Source organism: Myxococcus llanfairpwllgwyngyllgogerychwyrndrobwllllantysiliogogogochensis (genome assembly GCF_006636215.1).
GTDB lineage: Bacteria > Myxococcota > Myxococcia > Myxococcales > Myxococcaceae > Myxococcus > Myxococcus llanfairpwllgwyngyllgogerychwyrndrobwllllantysiliogogogochensis.
Map to the genome: position 1 here is coordinate 12375 of NZ_VIFM01000129.1, position 17860 is coordinate 30234.

Annotated in this window: 12 protein-coding genes; 11 read left to right on the forward strand and 1 reads right to left on the reverse strand. The window is 67.1% G+C overall.

Features of this window, described 5'->3' with window-relative positions; all coding sequences use genetic code 11:
* Positions 1 to 420 precede the first annotated feature (420 nt).
* The 10 genes from FJV41_RS27835 to FJV41_RS27880 all read left to right on the forward strand — a co-directional run bounded on the left by FJV41_RS27835 (position 421) and on the right by FJV41_RS27880 (position 15866).
* A complete protein-coding gene (locus FJV41_RS27835) occupies positions 421 to 1785 on the forward strand; it encodes an AHH domain-containing protein (protein WP_246137451.1) in 1365 nt (454 codons plus the stop codon).
* Positions 1786 to 1800: 15 nt separating this feature from the next.
* The gene (locus FJV41_RS27840; protein WP_181790985.1) at positions 1801 to 3051 is read left to right on the forward strand and encodes an imm11 family protein; all 1251 of its coding nucleotides are present in this window, start codon (positions 1801 to 1803) and stop codon (positions 3049 to 3051) included.
* Positions 3052 to 4368: 1317 nt separating this feature from the next.
* Positions 4369 to 4728 carry an HlyD family secretion protein gene (locus tag FJV41_RS53915; protein ID WP_246137452.1) on the forward strand — a complete coding sequence of 120 codons (360 nt, stop codon included), beginning with the start codon at positions 4369 to 4371 and terminating at the stop codon, positions 4726 to 4728.
* A 676-nt stretch (positions 4729 to 5404) separates the two neighbouring features.
* Positions 5405 to 6622, forward strand: a complete 1218-nt coding sequence (locus tag FJV41_RS27850) for an HlyD family secretion protein (RefSeq protein ID WP_141645601.1) — start codon at positions 5405 to 5407, stop codon at positions 6620 to 6622.
* A gap of 2 nt (positions 6623 to 6624) precedes the next feature.
* A complete protein-coding gene (locus tag FJV41_RS27855) occupies positions 6625 to 9354 on the forward strand; it encodes an ATP-binding cassette domain-containing protein (RefSeq protein WP_141645602.1) in 2730 nt (909 codons plus the stop codon).
* On the forward strand, positions 9351 to 11462 hold the full coding sequence (locus FJV41_RS27860) for an ABC transporter ATP-binding protein (protein ID WP_141645603.1): 2112 nt from the start codon (positions 9351 to 9353) through the stop codon (positions 11460 to 11462). Before FJV41_RS27855 ends, FJV41_RS27860 begins: the two co-directional genes overlap by 4 nt.
* Complete coding sequence (locus tag FJV41_RS27865) at positions 11459 to 12955, forward strand: TolC family protein (RefSeq protein WP_141645604.1); 1497 nt, start codon at positions 11459 to 11461, stop codon at positions 12953 to 12955. The genes FJV41_RS27860 and FJV41_RS27865 overlap by 4 nt, the downstream gene beginning before the upstream one ends.
* 6 nt (positions 12956 to 12961) lie before the next feature.
* On the forward strand, positions 12962 to 14710 hold the full coding sequence (locus FJV41_RS27870) for a hypothetical protein (protein WP_141645605.1): 1749 nt from the start codon (positions 12962 to 12964) through the stop codon (positions 14708 to 14710).
* Between the two features lie 8 nt (positions 14711 to 14718).
* Complete coding sequence (locus FJV41_RS27875; protein WP_141645606.1) at positions 14719 to 15732, forward strand: phosphotransferase enzyme family protein; 1014 nt, start codon at positions 14719 to 14721, stop codon at positions 15730 to 15732.
* Positions 15729 to 15866: a hypothetical protein gene (locus FJV41_RS27880; protein WP_246137453.1), complete on the forward strand. Its 138-nt coding sequence runs from the start codon at positions 15729 to 15731 to the stop codon at positions 15864 to 15866. The genes FJV41_RS27875 and FJV41_RS27880 overlap by 4 nt, the downstream gene beginning before the upstream one ends.
* Positions 15867 to 15887: 21 nt before the next feature.
* Here FJV41_RS27880 and FJV41_RS27885 read toward each other — a convergent pair whose 3' ends face one another.
* Positions 15888 to 16076 carry a hypothetical protein gene (locus FJV41_RS27885; protein WP_141645607.1) on the reverse strand — a complete coding sequence of 63 codons (189 nt, stop codon included), beginning with the start codon at positions 16074 to 16076 and terminating at the stop codon, positions 15888 to 15890.
* On the opposite strand from FJV41_RS27885, the gene FJV41_RS27895 reads away from it, so the two are divergent.
* Positions 16058 to 17645, forward strand: a protein-coding gene (locus FJV41_RS27895) for an IS3 family transposase (RefSeq protein WP_438616755.1) whose coding sequence is annotated in 2 segments (ribosomal slippage) — positions 16058 to 16536 and positions 16535 to 17645 — 1590 coding nt in all. Because the reading frame shifts where the segments join, the coding sequence is not laid out codon by codon here. The genes FJV41_RS27885 and FJV41_RS27895 overlap by 19 nt on opposite strands.
* Positions 17646 to 17860 lie beyond the last annotated feature (215 nt).

Below are 17860 nucleotides of genomic sequence, written 5' to 3' on the forward strand. Positions count from 1 at the left end.
GGATGTTGCCTCCGTCGGGCTTCAGAGCGCGGGGCGGGCACAGGGCCCTTCCGGAAGTGGCGGACCGGGCGTCCTTTCCATCCGGGTGGCATGAGGAACAGAGGAACTTGCCGCGCCTGGGGCCTGAGCAGCCCGGCCGTACTCGTGGTGCTGGGTCCTTGCCTTCCCGGAGATAAATCCGGAGAGGGGCCCGCGCGGCAGGGGCCGCCCTCCAGGCGCCGTTGCTTCGGACAATGACGTCGCCAGCCAGCGGCACCGGTGCTGAAGGCTGGATGTCAGCGAAAGACTCCCACCAGGTCGCTTTGCCGCGGGCTGTGGCGTGGAGCATCTCTGCATCACTCTCCCTGGGAGCGGTCAATCCGCGCTGGTACTCCATGGATTTCGTCCCTCAAGATGGGAAGCAATGACGAGGGGAGGCGCATGACGCTGCACTGGGGCATGGTGGTGCTGCTGGTGTTTCTGGGAACAGGCTGCGCGACCACGCGCGTCGTGCGCCTGGAAACGGGCGAGGGGCTCGCCCTTGTTTACACGCCACGTACGGACGACGAGCCAGTCAGACTGGAGGTCGACGAGTTTCAGGAGGCAGTCCAGAAGCTGGCGCGCACCTCGCCACGCACCTCTCGACCAAAAGAAGCAACGCTGAGGCTGTTCAACCTGGGACCCGCTCGCACTTCGTCTCATGTGCGCGGGCGATTGGGATTGGTCTCCGTCGAAGATCCGCAGCGGGGTCGTCTTCTTGTGAAGGAGGAGCAGGGTGCGCAAACGGAGTTGGCGAGTGCCTACGGACGCTGGTGCCAGCGCCAGAAAAAGCCTCAGGACTGTCTGCATCTGCTGGCTGAGGACGTCACGCTGAACGAGGACGGCAAGCGCACGCTGGCCTTTCGTCTGGCCCTGGACTCGGTCTGGGATGAAACGGCGGAGGCACTGGAGGACCTGACGGACAAGGATGCAATGGTGACGATGCTCGCCACGACGGGAGCCGTCTACTTCGCGTTGTGGCTGGCGCCTGACCCGGTTCTTTCGAAGGGAATCGCCGCGACGCTGACTGTGGCGCTCATTGCTTACCTGGGTTGGGACACGGTGTGGAGCCTTGTCCAAGGCTGGAGGGTGTTGGCGACGGAGGTGGAGGTCGCGACTACCTTCGATGAGATCGAGGATGCCGGAGAGAAGTACGGGGAGGTGATGGGAAAGAACGCCGCGCGGGCGTTCGTCATGCTGGCCATGGCGGCGCTGGGCAGTACGGCTCAGACGCTGGCTGCACGGATCCCCACGCTCCCTGGTTCCGCACAGGCGGCACTGGTTGGAGTCGAGCAGGGCGGCTTCAGGCTGGCGGCGGCAGGGCAGGTCACCTCCGTGGCGGTGGCTCCGGGAGGAGTCATCACCATCGCCTTGGACCCGGAGGCTGTCGCGGAGACAGCACGTGGTACGCAAGCCGTGGCGGCAGAGCCGGTGGCGACCGCTGCGCACGAACACCACATCGCCACGAACAAGTGGTGGGACTCCATCAGCAACGGTGGCCCGTGGTCCCCTAGATTCCAGAGGCTCTTCGACCGGGCCGGAATGTCACTCGGCGACGCCGTCAATAGGGTTCGCGTGTCGGGCCACAAAGGGCCTCACCCCGTTGAATATCATCGAGAGGTGTTCCGCCGACTGCAGGACGCGATGAGGCGCTGCAGGAGCATTCAGCAGTGTCGTGAAAGTCTGACGGCGGAACTGAGGGATTTGTCGGTACAGATATCCACGCCGGGCACCGATCTCAACAAGCTGGTGACGCGGACTGAGTGAGGTGAGGAAAAACTCATGGCGAAGCGATTCTTTGAGCTAGCTGATGACATGGAGATCCAGGGGCGCTGGTTGCTGGGAGACCCCACGGACTCACAGGGGCGAGAGGTGGACGACCCGTGGCAGTTCACAGAGGGCTGCCCCGTTGCGATTGGAGAGCGGTTCCGGATTCCCATCTACCACAATGGGAGCCCTCTCGACTTCACGCTGACGGACGTTGGTGGCGCTCCCGTCGTTCATCAGAGAGTCGCAACCATCTTCGCGGAGCTGGCGCCTGACGATGTGCAGGTTATCTCGGTCGACATCGACGGGCTGCCTGGGCCGTACTGTATCCTCGTGGCTACTCGACTGATCCGGTGCATTGATGACAATACCTCCCGCGAGGTGAGGTACTGGAAGTCGGAGGATGGGCGCCCGGAGAAGGTCGGGCAGTATCGCAGTGTGTCGGGCATGCGAATCGACCCGACGAAGGTAGGTGATGCGAAGGTGTTCCGGACCTGGGGCTGGACTGGGACACTCATCGTGTCCGAGGACATCAAGGAGGCTCTGGTAGGAGCGGGCGTCACGGGGGGGAAATTCGAGGAGGTCACCGGTCCGAGCGACCTCAGACCGGAGGAACGCGAACGCAACCGGAGGCTCATGACGCTGGCGGAGCAGACAGACGCTGCCCGGAGCGCCTTCTGGCGAAGTCTGGGGAGGCTGGACGAAGAGGTCATCATTCCCATCGTCGTCGGTGGTTGCTGGCCGGCCCGGCGTCAGGCGTGGCGTGTCATCCACCGCGGGAATGAACGGACCCTGCTGGTGACGGATGGCCTCTCGGACTCCTTCGTGGACCGCGCGGAGCCGTCGGTGGGCTTCGGTGTGGAATTGGCCCTGGAGACAAACGAGCCCCTCGATCATGTCGAGAAGAGCTGGCACCTGCAGGTGTTGGAGCGGGTGGGGGACGAACTCGCGGCACACGAAAGCGTGCGTGAGAAGGTGAAGGCAGGCTTCCTTTCCATGGAAGTCTCAGGCCAGGGGATGCCTGATTCTCTGCTGACGAAGGAGGGCCGGGTGGGGGTGTTGCTGGGGATGGAATCGAGCACGCTGCCTGTCCGCTTCACCCTGTCGGCGGGCGAGGTGCGGCTGGTCACCGTCAAGGTGTTGATGCCCGTGGAGCTGGCGTACTTGCTCGAACACGGGAAGCGCGGTCGGGACGAGTTGGTGCGGCGCTTCGCCCAGGACGGCCAGGGGCATCTGTCGCGCGCCTGGCGCCAGTCCGTGGTGTGACGGGCTCAGCCGGGGGATGACGTCAATCACGGAGGGCAACTCCGGCCAGCTCCGAGGGTTGGGCGCTGGCCGGCGTCACAACGAGAAGCTGGAGCCAGGGGGGCCTGCAAGCCCTCGCGCGGAATGGCGATCATCTGATGACTTCGCGGACCCCCCCCTCGAACCACCAGCCGCCAAGAGGCTGGTGGTCTGTTTCGATGAGACTCCCTGCCAGTTGATGGGAGAAGCCCGCACGCCCTGCAGGCCATGCCTGTCAAGCCCCGCCGTTACGACGCTGAACACGGTGGAGATTGAAATCAGCGTGCTCACCCGCCAAGGCCTGGACAGGCGAATTGGCACCAAGGCCACCTTGAAACGGGATGTGCCCGGTGGGAGCGGACGCGCAACAACAAGGAGGGTGCCCGCGTCCGCTGCTGCCTGAACCCTTCAAAATCTCTGTGCCGAGGTACTCGCCGAGGGTGGCTGACTCAGCAGGTCAGCGGATGATGGTGCCAAGTCAGCTCAAGCAGGCCGATTTGCTCATCAATGCTGCCGCGGCACACGGCGGAGCAGGGACAAAATGGCGGGCGGACCTGCCCGACTTGCGGAGTTGGGATTGAGGTGCCACCCCGCTTTGGGAAGCCCCGAGACTGCTACAACAGCCACCCAGAAGCGCCCTGGAATATTCGGCTCAAGCACCTGAGACGTTCTGGAGCAACCTGGCGGGAACGAGCACCTGCAAGGTCAAGACGTTGCCAGAAATGAGAGGAGGGGCTGATGGAAGATCCCCATCAACCCCCCTCTGGTAATCGGAAACGAGGGACGCCCAGATACGACAGCTGGCGTCAAACGACTGACTACTAGCGCGCCTTCGGGCCGCCGCGGACGTGGAGCTTGATCTTCATGTCGTGCCTCCTTTCAAGTTGAACGCTACGTGTACTCGAAACTGGATGTCAAATCGAACCAAGGAACAATAGTTCCTTCAGAAGTGTGGCGCATTGCGGCGATGCGGGTGAAGTTCCGTGTCGCATCGAGGTGCACGTATTCAGCCAATGGGAGCGTGAATCACAAGGCAGTGGCCGAGGTGTTGACAGGGCGCGACCATCAAGGCGACTTTGGTTCGCGGACCACGGCATGTCCCTTCGAGCGGACCCTTCGTTCCCTGAACTACGAGTCGGACACTCGCCTCGTGTTCGTTGCTCTGATGGCGGTGTGCGCCGGCGGGCTCATGGCCTGGTCGCTGTTCGCCAAGGTCCCGCTCGTCGAGGTCAGCTCACAGGCCCGGATCGAGCCACACAACGCCGTCCATCGCATCGAGCCGCCCAGCGCGGCAGGGTCGTGCTCTCGCTGCCCAACCTCGACCAGGAGGTCAAGGAGGGCGACCTTCTCATCGAGTTCGACGCACAGGCCGAGCGCCTCGCGCTCGAGAGGAGCAAGGCGACGCTCGCCGCGACCGAGAAGGAGCTCGCCGTCATCCGCCAGCAGAGCACCAACGAGCGCGAAGAGGCGGCTTTGACGGCAGGGGTGGACGAGGTCGCGGTCAAGGAGGCGCTGTGGAAACGGGAGGTGGCCCGGTGGGCGCGAACGCGCAACAAGGAGGGCGCCCGCGTCCGCTGGCGTTTCACTCCAGACCGCGCCCGCACCAGGCTTCGGCGAGCGGACCCCCAGGCCCAGGCAGCAGTGACCGCTGCTGCCTGAACCCTTCAAAATCTCCGTGCCGAGGGTGGCTGACTCAGCAGGTCGGAGGATGATGGTGCCAAGTCAGCTCAAGCAGGCCGATTTGCTCATCAATGCTGCCGCGGCACACGGCGGAGCAGGGAGAAAATGGCGGGCGAACCTGCCCGACTTGCGGAGTTGGGATTGAGGTGCCGCCCCACTTTGGGAAGCCCCGAGACTGCTACAACAGCCACTCAGGCGCGCCCTGGTATATTCGGTTCAAGCACCTGGGAGGTTCTGGAGCAACCGGGCGGGAACGAGCACCTGCAAGGTCAAGACGTTGCCAGAAATGAGAGAAGGGGCTGATGGAAGCTCCCCATCAACCCCTTCTCTGGTATCGAAAACGAGGGACGCCCAGCTTCGACAGCAGGCGTCAAAACGACTGACTACGCGCGCGCCTTGGGGCCGCCGCGAACGTGGAGCTTGATCTTCATGTCGTGCCTCCTTTCTAGTCACACGCTACGTGTACTCGAAACTGGATGTCAAATCGAACCAAGGAACAGTAGTTTCTTCAGACGTGTGGCGCATTGCGGCGATGCGGGCGAAGTCCCGCGTCGCATCGATGTGCACATATTCAGCCAAGGGGAACGTGAATCACAAAGCAGTGGCCGAGGTGTTGACACGGCGCGACCATTAAGGCGACTTTGGTTCGCGGACCATGGCATATCCCTTCGAGCGGACCCTTCGTTCCCTGAGCTACGAGTCGGACACGCGCCTCGTGTTCGTCGCTCTGATGGTGTTGTGCGCCGGCGGGCTCATCGCCTGGTCGCTGTTCGCCAAGGTCCCGCTCGTCAAGGCCAGCTCACAGGCTCGGATCGAGCCACACAACGCCGTCCATCGCATTGAGCCGCCCAGCGCGGGCAGGGTCGTGCTCTCGATGCTCAAACTCGACCAGCAGGTCAAGGAAGGCGACCCTCTCATCGAGTTCGACGCACGGGCCGAGCGCCTCGAACTCGAGAGGAGCAAGGCGACGCTCGCCGCGACCGAGAAGGAACTCGCCATCATCCGCCAGCAGATCACCAACAAGCGCGAAGAGGCGGCTTTGACGGCACGGGTGGACGAGGTCGCGGTCAAGGAAGTGCTGGGGAGGGCGCAGGAGCTCGTGCCCAGGCACCGGCTCGCGGTGGAACGCGCGGAGCTGGCCATCAAGAGCCCGACGGGCGCGGTCTCGGAGATGGAGAAGCTCGAGCGCAAGACCGATGTCGACGCGCTCAGCTTCGCGCAGACGGCGCAGGGCCTGGCGCTCACCCGACTGCAGCGCGAGCAGAACGTGCGCCGTCAAGCCCTCGCCGCGCAGCTGCTCGGACTCGAGCGCGAGGAGCTGGGCGCCGAGGGGCGGATCCGGGAGCTCCGGGGCGCCATCGACCGTCTTGAGTACCAGATTGAGCGGAAGCTGTATCGGGCGCCGGCCACGGGCCACCTGGTCGACGTGGCGGAGCTCGGCTCGGGAGCATTCATCGCCGATGGGCAGCGGGTCGGCACCATCGTCGCGAGCAATGCCGAGGTGCGGGTGCGCGCCCGTTTCCCGAAGGAGGTCGTCGGATTGATCCAACCCGGCCAGACGGCGCGCCTCAAGCTCGACGGCTACCCGAACACCATCTACGGGACGGTCCCCGCCAGGGTGACGGCCGTCGGGACCGAGCCCGGCCAGACCGCCACGCCCGAGGCCATCCCCGGTACGGTGCGCGTCGAGCTCAAGTTCGCACCGCCGGACGATCCGCGCATCCAGCTCCGCCACGGCATGACCCTGGTGGTGGAGGTCGAGGTCGCGCGGGCGTCGCCTGTCGCGCTGCTGATGCGGGCGCTCGGCGAATGGAATCCGCAGCCTGAAGAACCGCCCGTGACCGTGTTTCAGCCCGAAGCCGAGGCCCGCTGACCATGACTGCTCCCAGGGTCCGGCGCTCGATCATTCCCGAGGTGATCCAGATCTCGGCGACGGACTGCGGTCCCGCTTCGCTCAAGAGCCTGTTCGCGGGAATGGGCGTCGAGCTCAACTATCGCGTCCTTCGCGAAGTGTGTCAGACGGACGTCGACGGCACCTCGATCGTCACCTTGGATGAAGTCGCGAACCAACTCGGGCTCGACTCCGAGGAGGTGATGCTTCCGCTCGATCACGTGGTGGTCCCTGAAGCCAAGGCGCTCCCCGCCATCATCGTCACGCTCAGCGCGGGAGGACGGCCGCACTTCGTGGTGCTGTGGAAGCGCGTCGGCCCATTCATCCAGGTCATGGACCCGGCGGCGGGCCGTCACTGGACCCGGATTTCGACGCTGCAGAGCCACCTGTACCAGCACACCACGTCCGTTCCGGCGGCCGGCTGGCGCGAATGGGCCGGGTCCGAGGAGGCGGTCGCGACGTTCGAGCGCCGCCTGCTGGACCTGGGGGCGACGCAGGCGCGGGAGCTGGTTGCCCGGGCGCTCGAGGACCCCGGGTATCTGTCGATCGCCAGGCTCGACGCCGCGTGCCGGGCGTCCGAAGCGATGATCCGCGCGGGCGCTGTCCGTCGAGGTCGGACGGCGGCGGGTCTGCTGCAATCCATGATTGCGAAGGACGCTTCCGGCGAAGTGCCCATTCCCGCTGCCTATTGGTCCGCTCGCCCCAACCCCGAGGTGGAGGGCGAGGTGTCGATGACCGGCGCGGTGCTGATGCGGGTTCGCGGTTGGCGCGAGGCTTCGAGCGCAGGCGAAGACGCGCCGAAAGCCGTGCTCGCGAGCAGCCTGGCGACGGAGCTCGTCGCCAAACAGGTGAGCCCGGCGCGAACGCTGCTCCGCCTGCGAGGCGAAGATTCGTGGGTCGTTCCGGGCCTGATTGCGGTGGGACTGGTGTTCGCCACCTTCGGGCGGATCCTGCAAGCGCTGATGCTCCGGGGCGTGCTCGACCTGGGGCGCGACCTTGGCACGTTCGCGCAACGCGCGACGGGCATGGCCGTTCTCGCGGGCGTCGCGCTCTGCTTCATGGTCATCCAAATCCCCATTTCATTGGGATTGCTCGGCATCGGCCGCCGGCTCGAGGTGCGGCTGCGGAAGGCGTATTTCGAGAAGCTCCCCGAGATGGAGGACCGCTATTTCCAGAGCCGGCTCGCCTCCGACATGGCGTCTCGCACGCACAACATCCAGGCGATGCGGTCGCTGCCGCAGCTGCTCGCGCAGGCCGTCATCCTGTCGCTCGAGGTCGCGAGCATCACCGCCGCGCTCATCTGGGCCGCACCGTATGCATGGCACATCGTGCTCGCGCTCGCGGCGGTCACGCTGCTCGTGCCCCTGGTTGCGCAGAAGCTGCTCTTCGAGCCCGACCTGCGCGTGCAGATGCACTCAGGCGCGCTCAGCGGATTCACCCTGAACGCGCTCGTCGGGCTCACTCCCATTCGGATCCACGGCGCCGAGCGGTCGTTGCGCCGCGCGCAGGAGACCTTGCTCGTCAGCTGGACCAAGGCGCGCTATTGGATCCAGACGCTGTCGGTCGGGTTCGAAGGCGGGCTGATGCTGGGGAGCTACGGCCTCGTCATGCTGCTCGTCTATTCGTACCTCGCGGGCACCGAGCGGGCATCGCTGGTGTTGTTGGTCGTCTATTGGGCGCTGCGGTTCCCCATCCTCGGCCAGCGGCTGATGGTGCTGAGCCGCGCGTTCCCGAATGCGATGAACCGGGTTCGCCGGCTCCTCGACATCATCGGCGACATCAAGGAGACGCCAGCCCGGCCCGAGGCACCAGTGCAGGAGCCTGTCGCGTCCGCAGACGCCGCGAGCGGCGTTTCGATCGTGATGGAGAAGGTCCGCGTGAAAGGCGGCGGTCACACCATCCTCGACAAGGTTTCCTTGAACATCGCCCCCGGCGAGCACGTGGCCGTGGTCGGTGTCTCTGGAGCAGGCAAGTCGACGCTGGTCGGCCTCTTGCTCGGCTGGCTCCGGCCGGCGCGCGGCGAGATCAAGGTCGACGGGCAGGTGCTCGATCAGGCCGCTGTCGAGCGGCTGCGGCGCACCACGGCCTGGGTGGATCCGGCGATCAGTCTCTGGAACCAGAGCCTCATCGACAACCTCCGGTATGGCAACGATGGCGCGCACGGCTGGGCACTGTCTGGGGCGCTCAAGGGCGCCGAGATGCTCGACATCCTCGAGGCGCTTCCAGACGGGCTGCAGACATCGTTGGGCGAAGGCGGAGGGCTGGTCTCGGGAGGCCAGGGTCAGCGCGTGCGCCTGGCGCGCGCGATGCTTCGCTCCGGCGTGCGCCTGGCCATCCTCGACGAGCCCTTTCGCGGTCTCGATCGCGACCGGCGCGCGCGGCTCCTCGCCGAGTCCCGGCGGCTCTGGGCGGACATCACGCTCCTCTGTGTCACCCACGACGTCGAGCACACCCAGGAGTTCGATCGCGTGCTCGTGGTCGAGAACGGTCGGATCCTCGAGAACGGGCCGCCGAAGGTGCTGCTCGCGAACAAGGAGTCGCGGTACTCCGTGCTCCTTCGCGCCGACCAGGAGAATCGCACGCTGCTCTGGGGCGGTGGGCACTGGCGCCATTGGTGGCTTTCGGGCGGCCAACTGGTGGAGAGGCCGGCGCCGAAGCCCGTGGAGACGCCGGTCGCGGAGCCCGCCGCGGGCGGCTTGGAGCTGGTGGGATGACGCGCTCGAACTCCGACCTGTTGTGGCCGGTCGAGCGACTGCCCGACGCGCTGGAGCAACTGGCGCAGAGGCAAGGCTATGGCAGGGCCGCGGGTGAGATCGCTCCGCCCGCGGCGGCCGTCGAGCCGAGCCGGGTCTGGATGTTCGCGCTCGGAGATCGACTCGGCGTGGAGCTCGAGCCAATCACGCCGCTCTACTGCGAGCTGCCCGACGTCCTCGAACGCGCCGCGCCCTGCATCCTCCAGGTCCGGCGAGACGGCGTCCCGTCCTATCTGGTGCTGCTGGGGACGCGGCGCGGGAAGCTGCGCCTGCTCGCGCGCGACGCCACGGCGGTTTCGGTCCCGACGAAGAGCGCGCTCGCGCTCCTGCGCGAAGAGCAGGAAGCCACCGTCGCCGAGGTGGACCAGCTGCTCGGCGGCGTGGAGATGTCGCCCCGCGCGCGCGCGCACGCCCGCTCCCAGATGCTGCTGCAGCGGCTCGGCCAGGCGCAGCTGCGCACCGGCTGGATCATGCGCCCCAGGCGCACCGCGAGCCGGCGGACGCTGCTCGGCGACATCCCGTCGCTCGTCGTCGGCATCCTCGTGAGCCACACGCTCCTCTCGCTGGTGCTGGCTGCCTCGTTCTGGTTGCTCGGGCGCGCCGCGCTCCAGGCCCACCTCGAGACCGGCTGGTTCCTGGGGTGGATCGCCGTGATCGCGTGCGCGATTCCGCTGCGCATGCTCGAGGTGTGGTGGCAGGGCGTGTTCTCGATCCGGCTCGGAACGCTGCTCAAGCAGCAGCTCCTCGCGGGAACCCTCAAGCTGACCCCCGACGAGGTGCGGCTCGACGGCATCGGCCGCCATTTCGGCCGCGTCGCCGAGGCCGAGGTCGTCGAGCAGCTCGCGGTCGGCGGCGCGCTGCTCGCGGTGTTGTCGGTCGTCGACCTGGTCCTGGCGGGCGTCATCCTCGTGCTCGGGGCGGGAGGGTGGCTCCAGGCGATCGTGCTCGTCCTCTTGGTCGTGGTCGCGTTCGTCCTCGCGCGCCGCCACTACGGCGTCCAGCGGGCGTGGTCGGGCGCGCGCGTCGAGATCACCCACGACCTGCTCGAGCGCATGCTCGGCCATCGAACGCGGCTGGCGCAGCTCCCACTCGAGCGCTGGCATGATGGCGAAGACGTCCGCTTGAGCTCCTACTCCGAGATCTCGAAGGTCATGGATCGCCGGACCATGCAGCTGACCGCGCTCCTGCGCGACGGCTGGTTGGTGCTCGCCCTGCTGACCTTGCTGCCGACGTTCAGCAGCGGTACGGCCAATGCCAGCGCGCTGGCGGTGGCCGTGGGCGGCATCTTGCTCGCGCTGCGAGCCTTCGACGAGGTCTCCGTCTTCTTCCAGCAGGTCTCCCAGGCGGCGGTGTCGTTCGAGCAGATTCGCGACTTGTTGCTCGCGGTGGGCCGCCCCGAGCTCGAATCGAAGGTCCCTCTCGAAATGGAGGGAGGCAAGCCCACCGACGCCGCCGGCGGAAACCTCATCGAGGCGCGGGGCGTGACCTTCCGGCACGACGCGCGCACCCGGCCGGTGCTCGAGAACTGCTCGTTCCAGATCGCGCAGGGCGACCGCATCCTGCTGGAGGGCCCCTCGGGCGGTGGCAAGTCGACGCTGGTGTCGCTGCTCACGGGCATGAGGACGCCGCAGGGCGGGGTGATGCTGCTGCACGCGTTGGACCGCGCGACGTTCGGCTCCTCGGGCTGGCGCAAGCGCATCACCGCCGCGCCGCAGTTCCACGAGAACCACGTCCTGTCCGGCAGCTTCGCGTACAACCTCCTGCTCGGGCGCGAGTGGCCGACCTCGCCCGAGCTGCGGACCAAGGCCGCCGCGCTGTGCAAGGAGCTCGGGCTGGACGAACTGGTCGCCAAGATGCCCGCCGGCCTCGAGGAGATGATCGGCGAGACCGGCTGGCAACTCTCGCACGGCGAGAAGAGCCGGCTCTACATCGCGCGCACGCTGCTGCAGGGGGTCGAGCTGGTCATCCTCGACGAGAGCTTCGCCTCCCTCGACCCGGAGACCATGCGGGTCGCGCAGCGCTGCGTCCTCAACCACGCCAAAGCCCTCGTGGTCGTCAGTCACCCATGAGCCTTCGACTCACGCTCGCACTCCTCGCGACGACCTGCTCCGGTTGTGGGCTGATCCGTCCCGTCGTCGTCACACCGCCTCAGGCGCCAGGCAGCTACTCGACCTCCGTCGAGCCGAGCACCGAGCCGCCTCCACCGTCCAGCGCACCCGAGGGTGGGGCTCCAAGCCCTCGGCCGCCGAAGGAGGAGGGCGCACCCTCGCGGCCCGCCGAGCACGTCACCCAGGACGAGGTCTGGTGGTCGGCGTTCGCCGATCCGGCGCTCGACACGGCCATCCAGGAGTGCTTCGCCAACAGCCTGGTCCTGCACGACGTGCGGGATCTGATCTACGAGAACCAGCTCGACCCCAACGTGCCGCAAGGTTGGTGGTACCCGCTCCAGGTCGGCATCCTCAACCCGGCGGGGCTGAGTCATGTGGTCGCCATCGTTCCGCCCGCGCCGGCAACCCGGGCCAGGTACAGCATCGCCACCGCCGATGTCGGCGTGAGGTACCAGGTCGACCTGTTCGGAAACCTCGCCGCGCAGCGGAGCGCGGGAATGAACTTCGCCGAGCAGCAGCGGCAGCTCACCGAGGCCCGCGTCCAGGACCTCGCGCAGCGGATCGCCCAGGTCTGGTTCGACATCCTCGAGGCCCGCGCGCTCCGGGACCTCACGCTGCGGCAGATCGACTACAACAAGGAGCTGCTGCGGCTGATTCAAGCGCGGTTCGACCAGCAACTCACGCCCCGGCTCGCGGTGCTGCAGCAGGAGCAGTTGCTGCTGAACCTCGAAGCGCAGGTGCCGCTGATCTCCGCCCGGAGCGCGCTCTTGAATTCGGAGCTGAAGGCGCTGCTGGGCCGGGTCCCCAATCCCGCGGACGACATCGTCCCCCTCGAGCGACAGCTCCCCGATCTCCCGCCTCCGCCCAGACTCGGAACGCCAGGAGACCTGAACGCGAACACGCCGGAGATGCGGCTCCAGGAGCTGCGCGTCGCCGAGGTCGAGCACCGCATCAACGCGAACCGGGCGAGCTGGCTTCCGACAATCGAACTGGTGGGCAGCGTGGGCGCCGCGAAGGTCGGCCTCTCGGAGCCGGTCCTCCACCAGTCCGTCGTCGGCGTGAACCTGACCTGGGCCTTTTTCGATGGAAGGCGATTCACCGAGCACATGCGCCTGCCGATCCAGCTCCACCGTCGCCACGTCCAATACCAGCTCGCGCTGAACACCGCGATCGGACGGGTGCAGGATGCCGTGGTCCAGGAGGAGGCCGGGGCGACGAGCCTGCGCGCCCTGCGCGCGCAGGTCCAGCTCGGGCGGAAGCTCCTGGACGAGGCGAGGCGGCTCTTCGAGCAGGGGCGTTCGGACTACCTGACGGTGCTCTCCGCCCTGACGAACCTGGTCGGGCTGGAGCGCGCGAGTCTGCAAGCGCAACGGCTGCTGCTCAACCATCGCGTCGGGGTCTATCGTTCGCTCGGCGGCACCTGGTCGCGCGAAGTCACACTGAATCGGGAGTGAGAAGCCATGGCACAGCTACAAGCGGATGAGATTCTCTACATTCCCCATCGAAGGCGACTCACGCACGACCGGATCGACGCGGGGAATGGCCAGCAGGTCCTACACCTCTTCTATGGCGAGGTGGAGCTCATCTTCGACGAGCCGGACATCGCGCCCGTGGGCGAGAAGCTGCTCCAGGTCGAGCAATTTCAAGCCTCCGACGCCATGGCGTGGTCGGACGGCTCGCCCCATTCCTGGGACACGATGCGGGACCTGCTCGAGGCATTGATCGAACAGGGGGTGTTGAAGCGGGTCTCGGATGCGCCCACGGGCCGCACCTCGGTGTCCTACCCTGAGCGGTTGGGTGAGGTGCCAGCCGGGCGTGAGCCGCTCACGTTCAGCGCCCACGACAATCGTTGCCCCGTGCTGACCGAACAGGCGTACGGACGGGCGTTGGAGCTGTCGAACCTCGAGGTGGTCGTACCGGTCTACCGCGTGGCGCATCCGGCGGTCGACGGTGACGGCCGGCAAGTGGGCGAGAACAACGTCGGACCTCGCACCTTGTTCCTCGATCTCCCAACCGTGCGCAAGCAGTGCCACTACGCGGGGAGTCGGTACCAGAACGAACTCCCGATGAACGTGACCGCGATGAAGGCCATGGCGCGTCAGTGGCCGGACCTGCTCTCGCTGACCGAGCAGTTCCGCAAGGCCTTCTTCGCGCGCATGCCGCCCCGGACCCCGGGCGTGCTCACCGCGGGCGAACTCCACATGATGGTCGTCTGCACGCTCGCGTCGGTCGGGTACGTGATGGTGCGGGGCACCCAGCCGGTGCCGAACGGAGAGCTCGACAGCGGGCTCGCGGCCATGTTCCGGCTGATCGACGGGGTTCGCCTGGTCACCAACGACCTGGTGCGCGACGCCCCCGAGCAGCCCGTCACCGTGCAAACGATCGTGGACTATGCCGAGCGTCACGCGGTCTTCAATGGTCCGCACGGCGTGTGCGCCGGGCCGCCGGCGCTGATCAATGAATATATGCAGGTGTTGATCGGCTCGGCCCCGGCACCCATTGAGGCCCAGCCCGACATCGCGGCGCGCCTCGGCGATCTCGACGCCGCGATCGATTACGGCCTGCTCGGGCAGCGCGTCGAAGCGGTGGTCCGCTTCCTCGGCGCGACCCAGGGGCTGCTCCACGAACGGCTCCGGGCGGCGTTCGCCGGACACCTCCCGCGCACCGCGCTGCAAGAGTTCGTGGAGGCGCCGATCGATGTCGCGCGTTACCCGTTGCTCCGGGACGATTTCCCACTCGCGGAGACATACCAGCGCGAGATCAAGCTCAGCCGCTGGTTGTTCGCGCGCATCGGCGAGGCGTTCCCCGGCACGCCACAGGGCACCTCGCTGGACGAGCTGGCGAAGCTGGATCCCGCCGAGCAGGACACGAGCCGGCGGCGACTGGCCGAACTCTTCGCGCACGGGCTGCCGCAAGAGGCGGTCGTGGCGGAGCCCATCCGCGGCGAGCTCGCCAGCGTCGCTGCCAGCGCGTTCGCCCTCGAGCGCCGGTGCCTGCGCGTCGTCGAGCGCGAGCAAGCGATGCTGAACCAGCGGCTCCGGCGCCCGGATTCCCCCCTGACCGGCATGGACCTGGCTGTGTTCACGCGGCCGCGCAATGGCCCCCCGTTGGCGGAGACCCTCGCGCGCGGCCTGGGCGTCTCGGTCACCAGCGACTCTGCTTCGACCGTGCTGGGCTACGGTGGGAGCAACCTCACGTTGAAGGACTAGAGGATTCGATGCATCCAGAGCTTGTCCGCCGCTTCCACGAACCGATTCGCGATGAGGCCGCGCGCCGGTATGGCCTGTCGCCTGAGCAGCTCACCGAGCTCCAGGCCTTCGAGAACTTCGTCTACGAGGCGGAGAACGACGACGGCGATGGCCTTATCTTGCGCATCTCGCACAGTACGCGGCGAACGATTGACTACACGCAGGGGGAGGTCGAGTTCGTTCGCTATCTGGCCGCCGCGCGCATTCCCGTCGCATCGCCGATCCTCTCCGATTCGGGGCAGTTCGTGGAGCGGATCGAAGACCGCGAGCCCGGCAGCTACTTCGTCGTCACCGCATTCGAGCGCGCGCCGGGCGTCGTCTTCGACGACGCGCCTCCGCTCAAGGAGCGCTACTGGAAGCCCCCCCTGTTCCGCGACATGGGCCGGCTGTTCGCGCGGCTCCACAACCGCGCAGAGAGCTACGCGCCTTCGAGCCCCAGGCTCAAGCGCCAGGAATGGCATGAGTACGACGTGGTCGATATCGACCGGTTCGCGCCCCCCGAGGAGAAGCTCGTTCGCGAGCGCACCGCGGCGATCATCGCGCGATTGAACCGGCTACCGCGAACACCGGAGAGCTACGGGCTGATCCACGCCGATCTCCACATGCACAACTTCTGCTTCGCCGAAGGGAAGATCACCGCGTTCGACTTCGACAACTGCGAGTACGCGTGGTTCGTCAAGGACATCGCGGTCCTCCTCTTCTACATCGCGCGAGGCGAGGCTCGAGAGTCGCGCGACGAAGCGGTCGCTGCGTTCCTGGGGCCGTTCCTCGAAGGGTATCGGGAGCTCCGGCGGATGGATCGCGAGTGGCTCGCGGCCGTGCCGGACCTGCTCGCGCTCCAGCGCTCGATGAATTACGCGCTGTTCCACCAGTATCGCGACCCGGCCGTGCTCGACGAGAGCACCCTCGACCGGTGGGGGCGGTTCCGGCGCGACATCGAAGCGGACACACCCGTCCTGCAGATTGATTTCAGCGCATATTGATTTCAGCGCATAACGAGCACCTCTCCAGCCTGCTGTGGAAGAAGGACCTGGCCCACCAGCTCGCCATCTGGCAGGGCGGCAATCACGACTGGCCCGTGTGGCGGGAGATGATTCAGCAGGACCTGCCCTGGTAGGCACCGGGCCTTGGAGCCCGCTCAGGCCTTGAGCGGGCGCAGCGTGCCGGCGCTCACGCGGTGGAAGCGCCAGAGCAGCGCGAAGGCCACCGCGATGAGCCCCGCGCACAGGCCCCCTGTGTCAGGGAAGAAGTCGCCTCGGCTGAGTTGCCGAGCTGACCACCCGATGGGGGCGAGCGCAGGCGGTTGAAGTGCCGTACACAGACGCATTCAAGGCGCAGATGGTGAAGCGGATGATGGGCCCGAGCGCGGTGAATGCCTCGACACTGGCCCGGCAGGTGGGAGTGTCCCAGCCGACGCTGTCGCAGTGGTTGCGCGCGGCGAATAGGGTAGCGGCCATGACGCCCCCGTCCGACGAGAAGAAGCCCGCCCCGGCCCCTGGGCCCAAGAAGTGGACACCCGAGGAGAAGCTGCGCGTGCTGGCAGCGGCCCAGGAGCTCAAAGGGGAGGAGTTGGGGGCGTTGCTGCGTGGAGAGGGGCTGCATGAAACGCAGCTGCGGGAGTGGCAGCAGGCGGCCGCGGGGGCGCTCTCAGGCACGGCGAGCGAGCCGCTGCCGGCCAAGGAGCGCAAGCGGCTGGCCGCCGCCGAGAAGCGGGTGAAGGAACTCGAGCGGGAGCTTCACCGCAAGGAGAAGGCGCTGGCGGAGACGGCAGTGTTGTTGGTGCTCGAAAAAAACTTCAGGCGATGGGGTGGGACGACAGGCACTCGGGCGACGAGGACGACTCCGGGGACGAGAAGAGCGAGAAATGACGCTCGCCCACGTCGACGAGGCCCTGGAGAAGGGCGTGCGCCTGGAGGTCATCTGCGAGCGGCTCGGGGTGGCCCCGCGCACGATTCAACGCTGGAGGAAGCCCGCCACGGCCGAGGACCGGCGGTGCGGACCACATACCCGTCCGGCCAACCGGCTGTCGGAGGTGGAGCGGCGCCGAATCCTGGCGGTGGCCAACAGCGAGGAGTTCCGGGACGCCTCGCCCAAGCAGATTGTCCCCAGGCTGGCGGACCGGGGCGAGTACGTGGCCAGCGAAGCGAGTTTCTACCGGGTGCTGCGCGAAGCGGGGCAGCTGGCCCACCGAGGCCATGCCAAGGCGCCCACACCCAGGCCCCGGGCCGAGCACACCGCCACCGGGCCGAACCAGGTCTGGAGTTGGGATATCACCTACCTGAAGGGCCCGGTGAAGGGCGCCTTCCTCTACCTGTACCTGGTGGTGGACGTCTTCAGCCGGCGCATCGTGGGCTTCGCTGTGCACGACGAGGAGTCGTCCACGCATGCCTCGGTCCTCATCCGCCGCTCTTGGCAGGAGGCGGGCTGCCCCGAGGGGCTGGTGCTGCATTCGGACAACGGCGGCCCGATGAAGGGCGCCACGCTGCTGGCCACCTTGCAATGGCTGGGCGTCACCCCGTCCTTCAGCCGGCCCCGCGTCTCGGACGACAATGCCTTCTCCGAGGCCCTCTTCCGCACGCTGAAGTACCGCCCCAGCTTCCCCCGGCGGCCCTTTGCCTCCGTCGAGGATGCGCACGACTGGGTGACGCGCTTCGTGGTTTGGTACAACACCGAGCACCGACACTCCGCCATCCGCTTCGTCACGCCCGACGACAGGCACTTCAGTCGCGAGGCCGCACTGCTGGCTCGACGCCACCGGGTGTACCAACGCGCTCGAGCCCGTCACCCCGAGCGCTGGAGTCGTGACACTCGCGACTGGACGCCAGCAGGCCCCGTCCGCTTGGGCCCCTCTCCGAATCTCACCCCGGCCGTGCAGGAGATGAAGCGCATCGGCTGAACCCTCTCACGCGACAACTACCTTGACGCTCACCGCAGGCCCCACCAGATGCCCACCACACCCAGCCCCAGCTTGAAGCCCAGCAGTCACGTGAGCGGCAGGCCGATGGCGTAGTGCCCCACCATGTTGGCCAGGAAGGTGAAGCGGGTGTCTCCCGCGCCGCGCAGCACGCCCGCGCCCACGCGCATAAGAGGGAAGGGGGCGCTGTTGAGGGG

What these genes read in the sequence shown, in the direction of transcription:
- FJV41_RS27850 (WP_141645601.1), top strand. Translation starts at nt 5,405, where the DNA reads ATGGCATATCCCTTCGAGCGGACCCTTCGTTCCCTGAGCTACGAGTCG.
- FJV41_RS27865 (WP_141645604.1), top strand. Translation starts at nt 11,459, where the DNA reads ATGAGCCTTCGACTCACGCTCGCACTCCTCGCGACGACCTGCTCCGGT.
- FJV41_RS27855 (WP_141645602.1), top strand. Translation starts at nt 6,625, where the DNA reads ATGACTGCTCCCAGGGTCCGGCGCTCGATCATTCCCGAGGTGATCCAG.
- FJV41_RS27885 (WP_141645607.1), bottom strand. Translation starts at nt 16,076, where the DNA reads ATGCGTCTGTGTACGGCACTTCAACCGCCTGCGCTCGCCCCCATCGGG.
- FJV41_RS27840 (WP_181790985.1), top strand. Translation starts at nt 1,801, where the DNA reads ATGGCGAAGCGATTCTTTGAGCTAGCTGATGACATGGAGATCCAGGGG.
- FJV41_RS27870 (WP_141645605.1), top strand. Translation starts at nt 12,962, where the DNA reads ATGGCACAGCTACAAGCGGATGAGATTCTCTACATTCCCCATCGAAGG.
- FJV41_RS27835 (WP_246137451.1), top strand. Translation starts at nt 421, where the DNA reads ATGACGCTGCACTGGGGCATGGTGGTGCTGCTGGTGTTTCTGGGAACA.
- FJV41_RS27875 (WP_141645606.1), top strand. Translation starts at nt 14,719, where the DNA reads ATGCATCCAGAGCTTGTCCGCCGCTTCCACGAACCGATTCGCGATGAG.
- FJV41_RS27860 (WP_141645603.1), top strand. Translation starts at nt 9,351, where the DNA reads ATGACGCGCTCGAACTCCGACCTGTTGTGGCCGGTCGAGCGACTGCCC.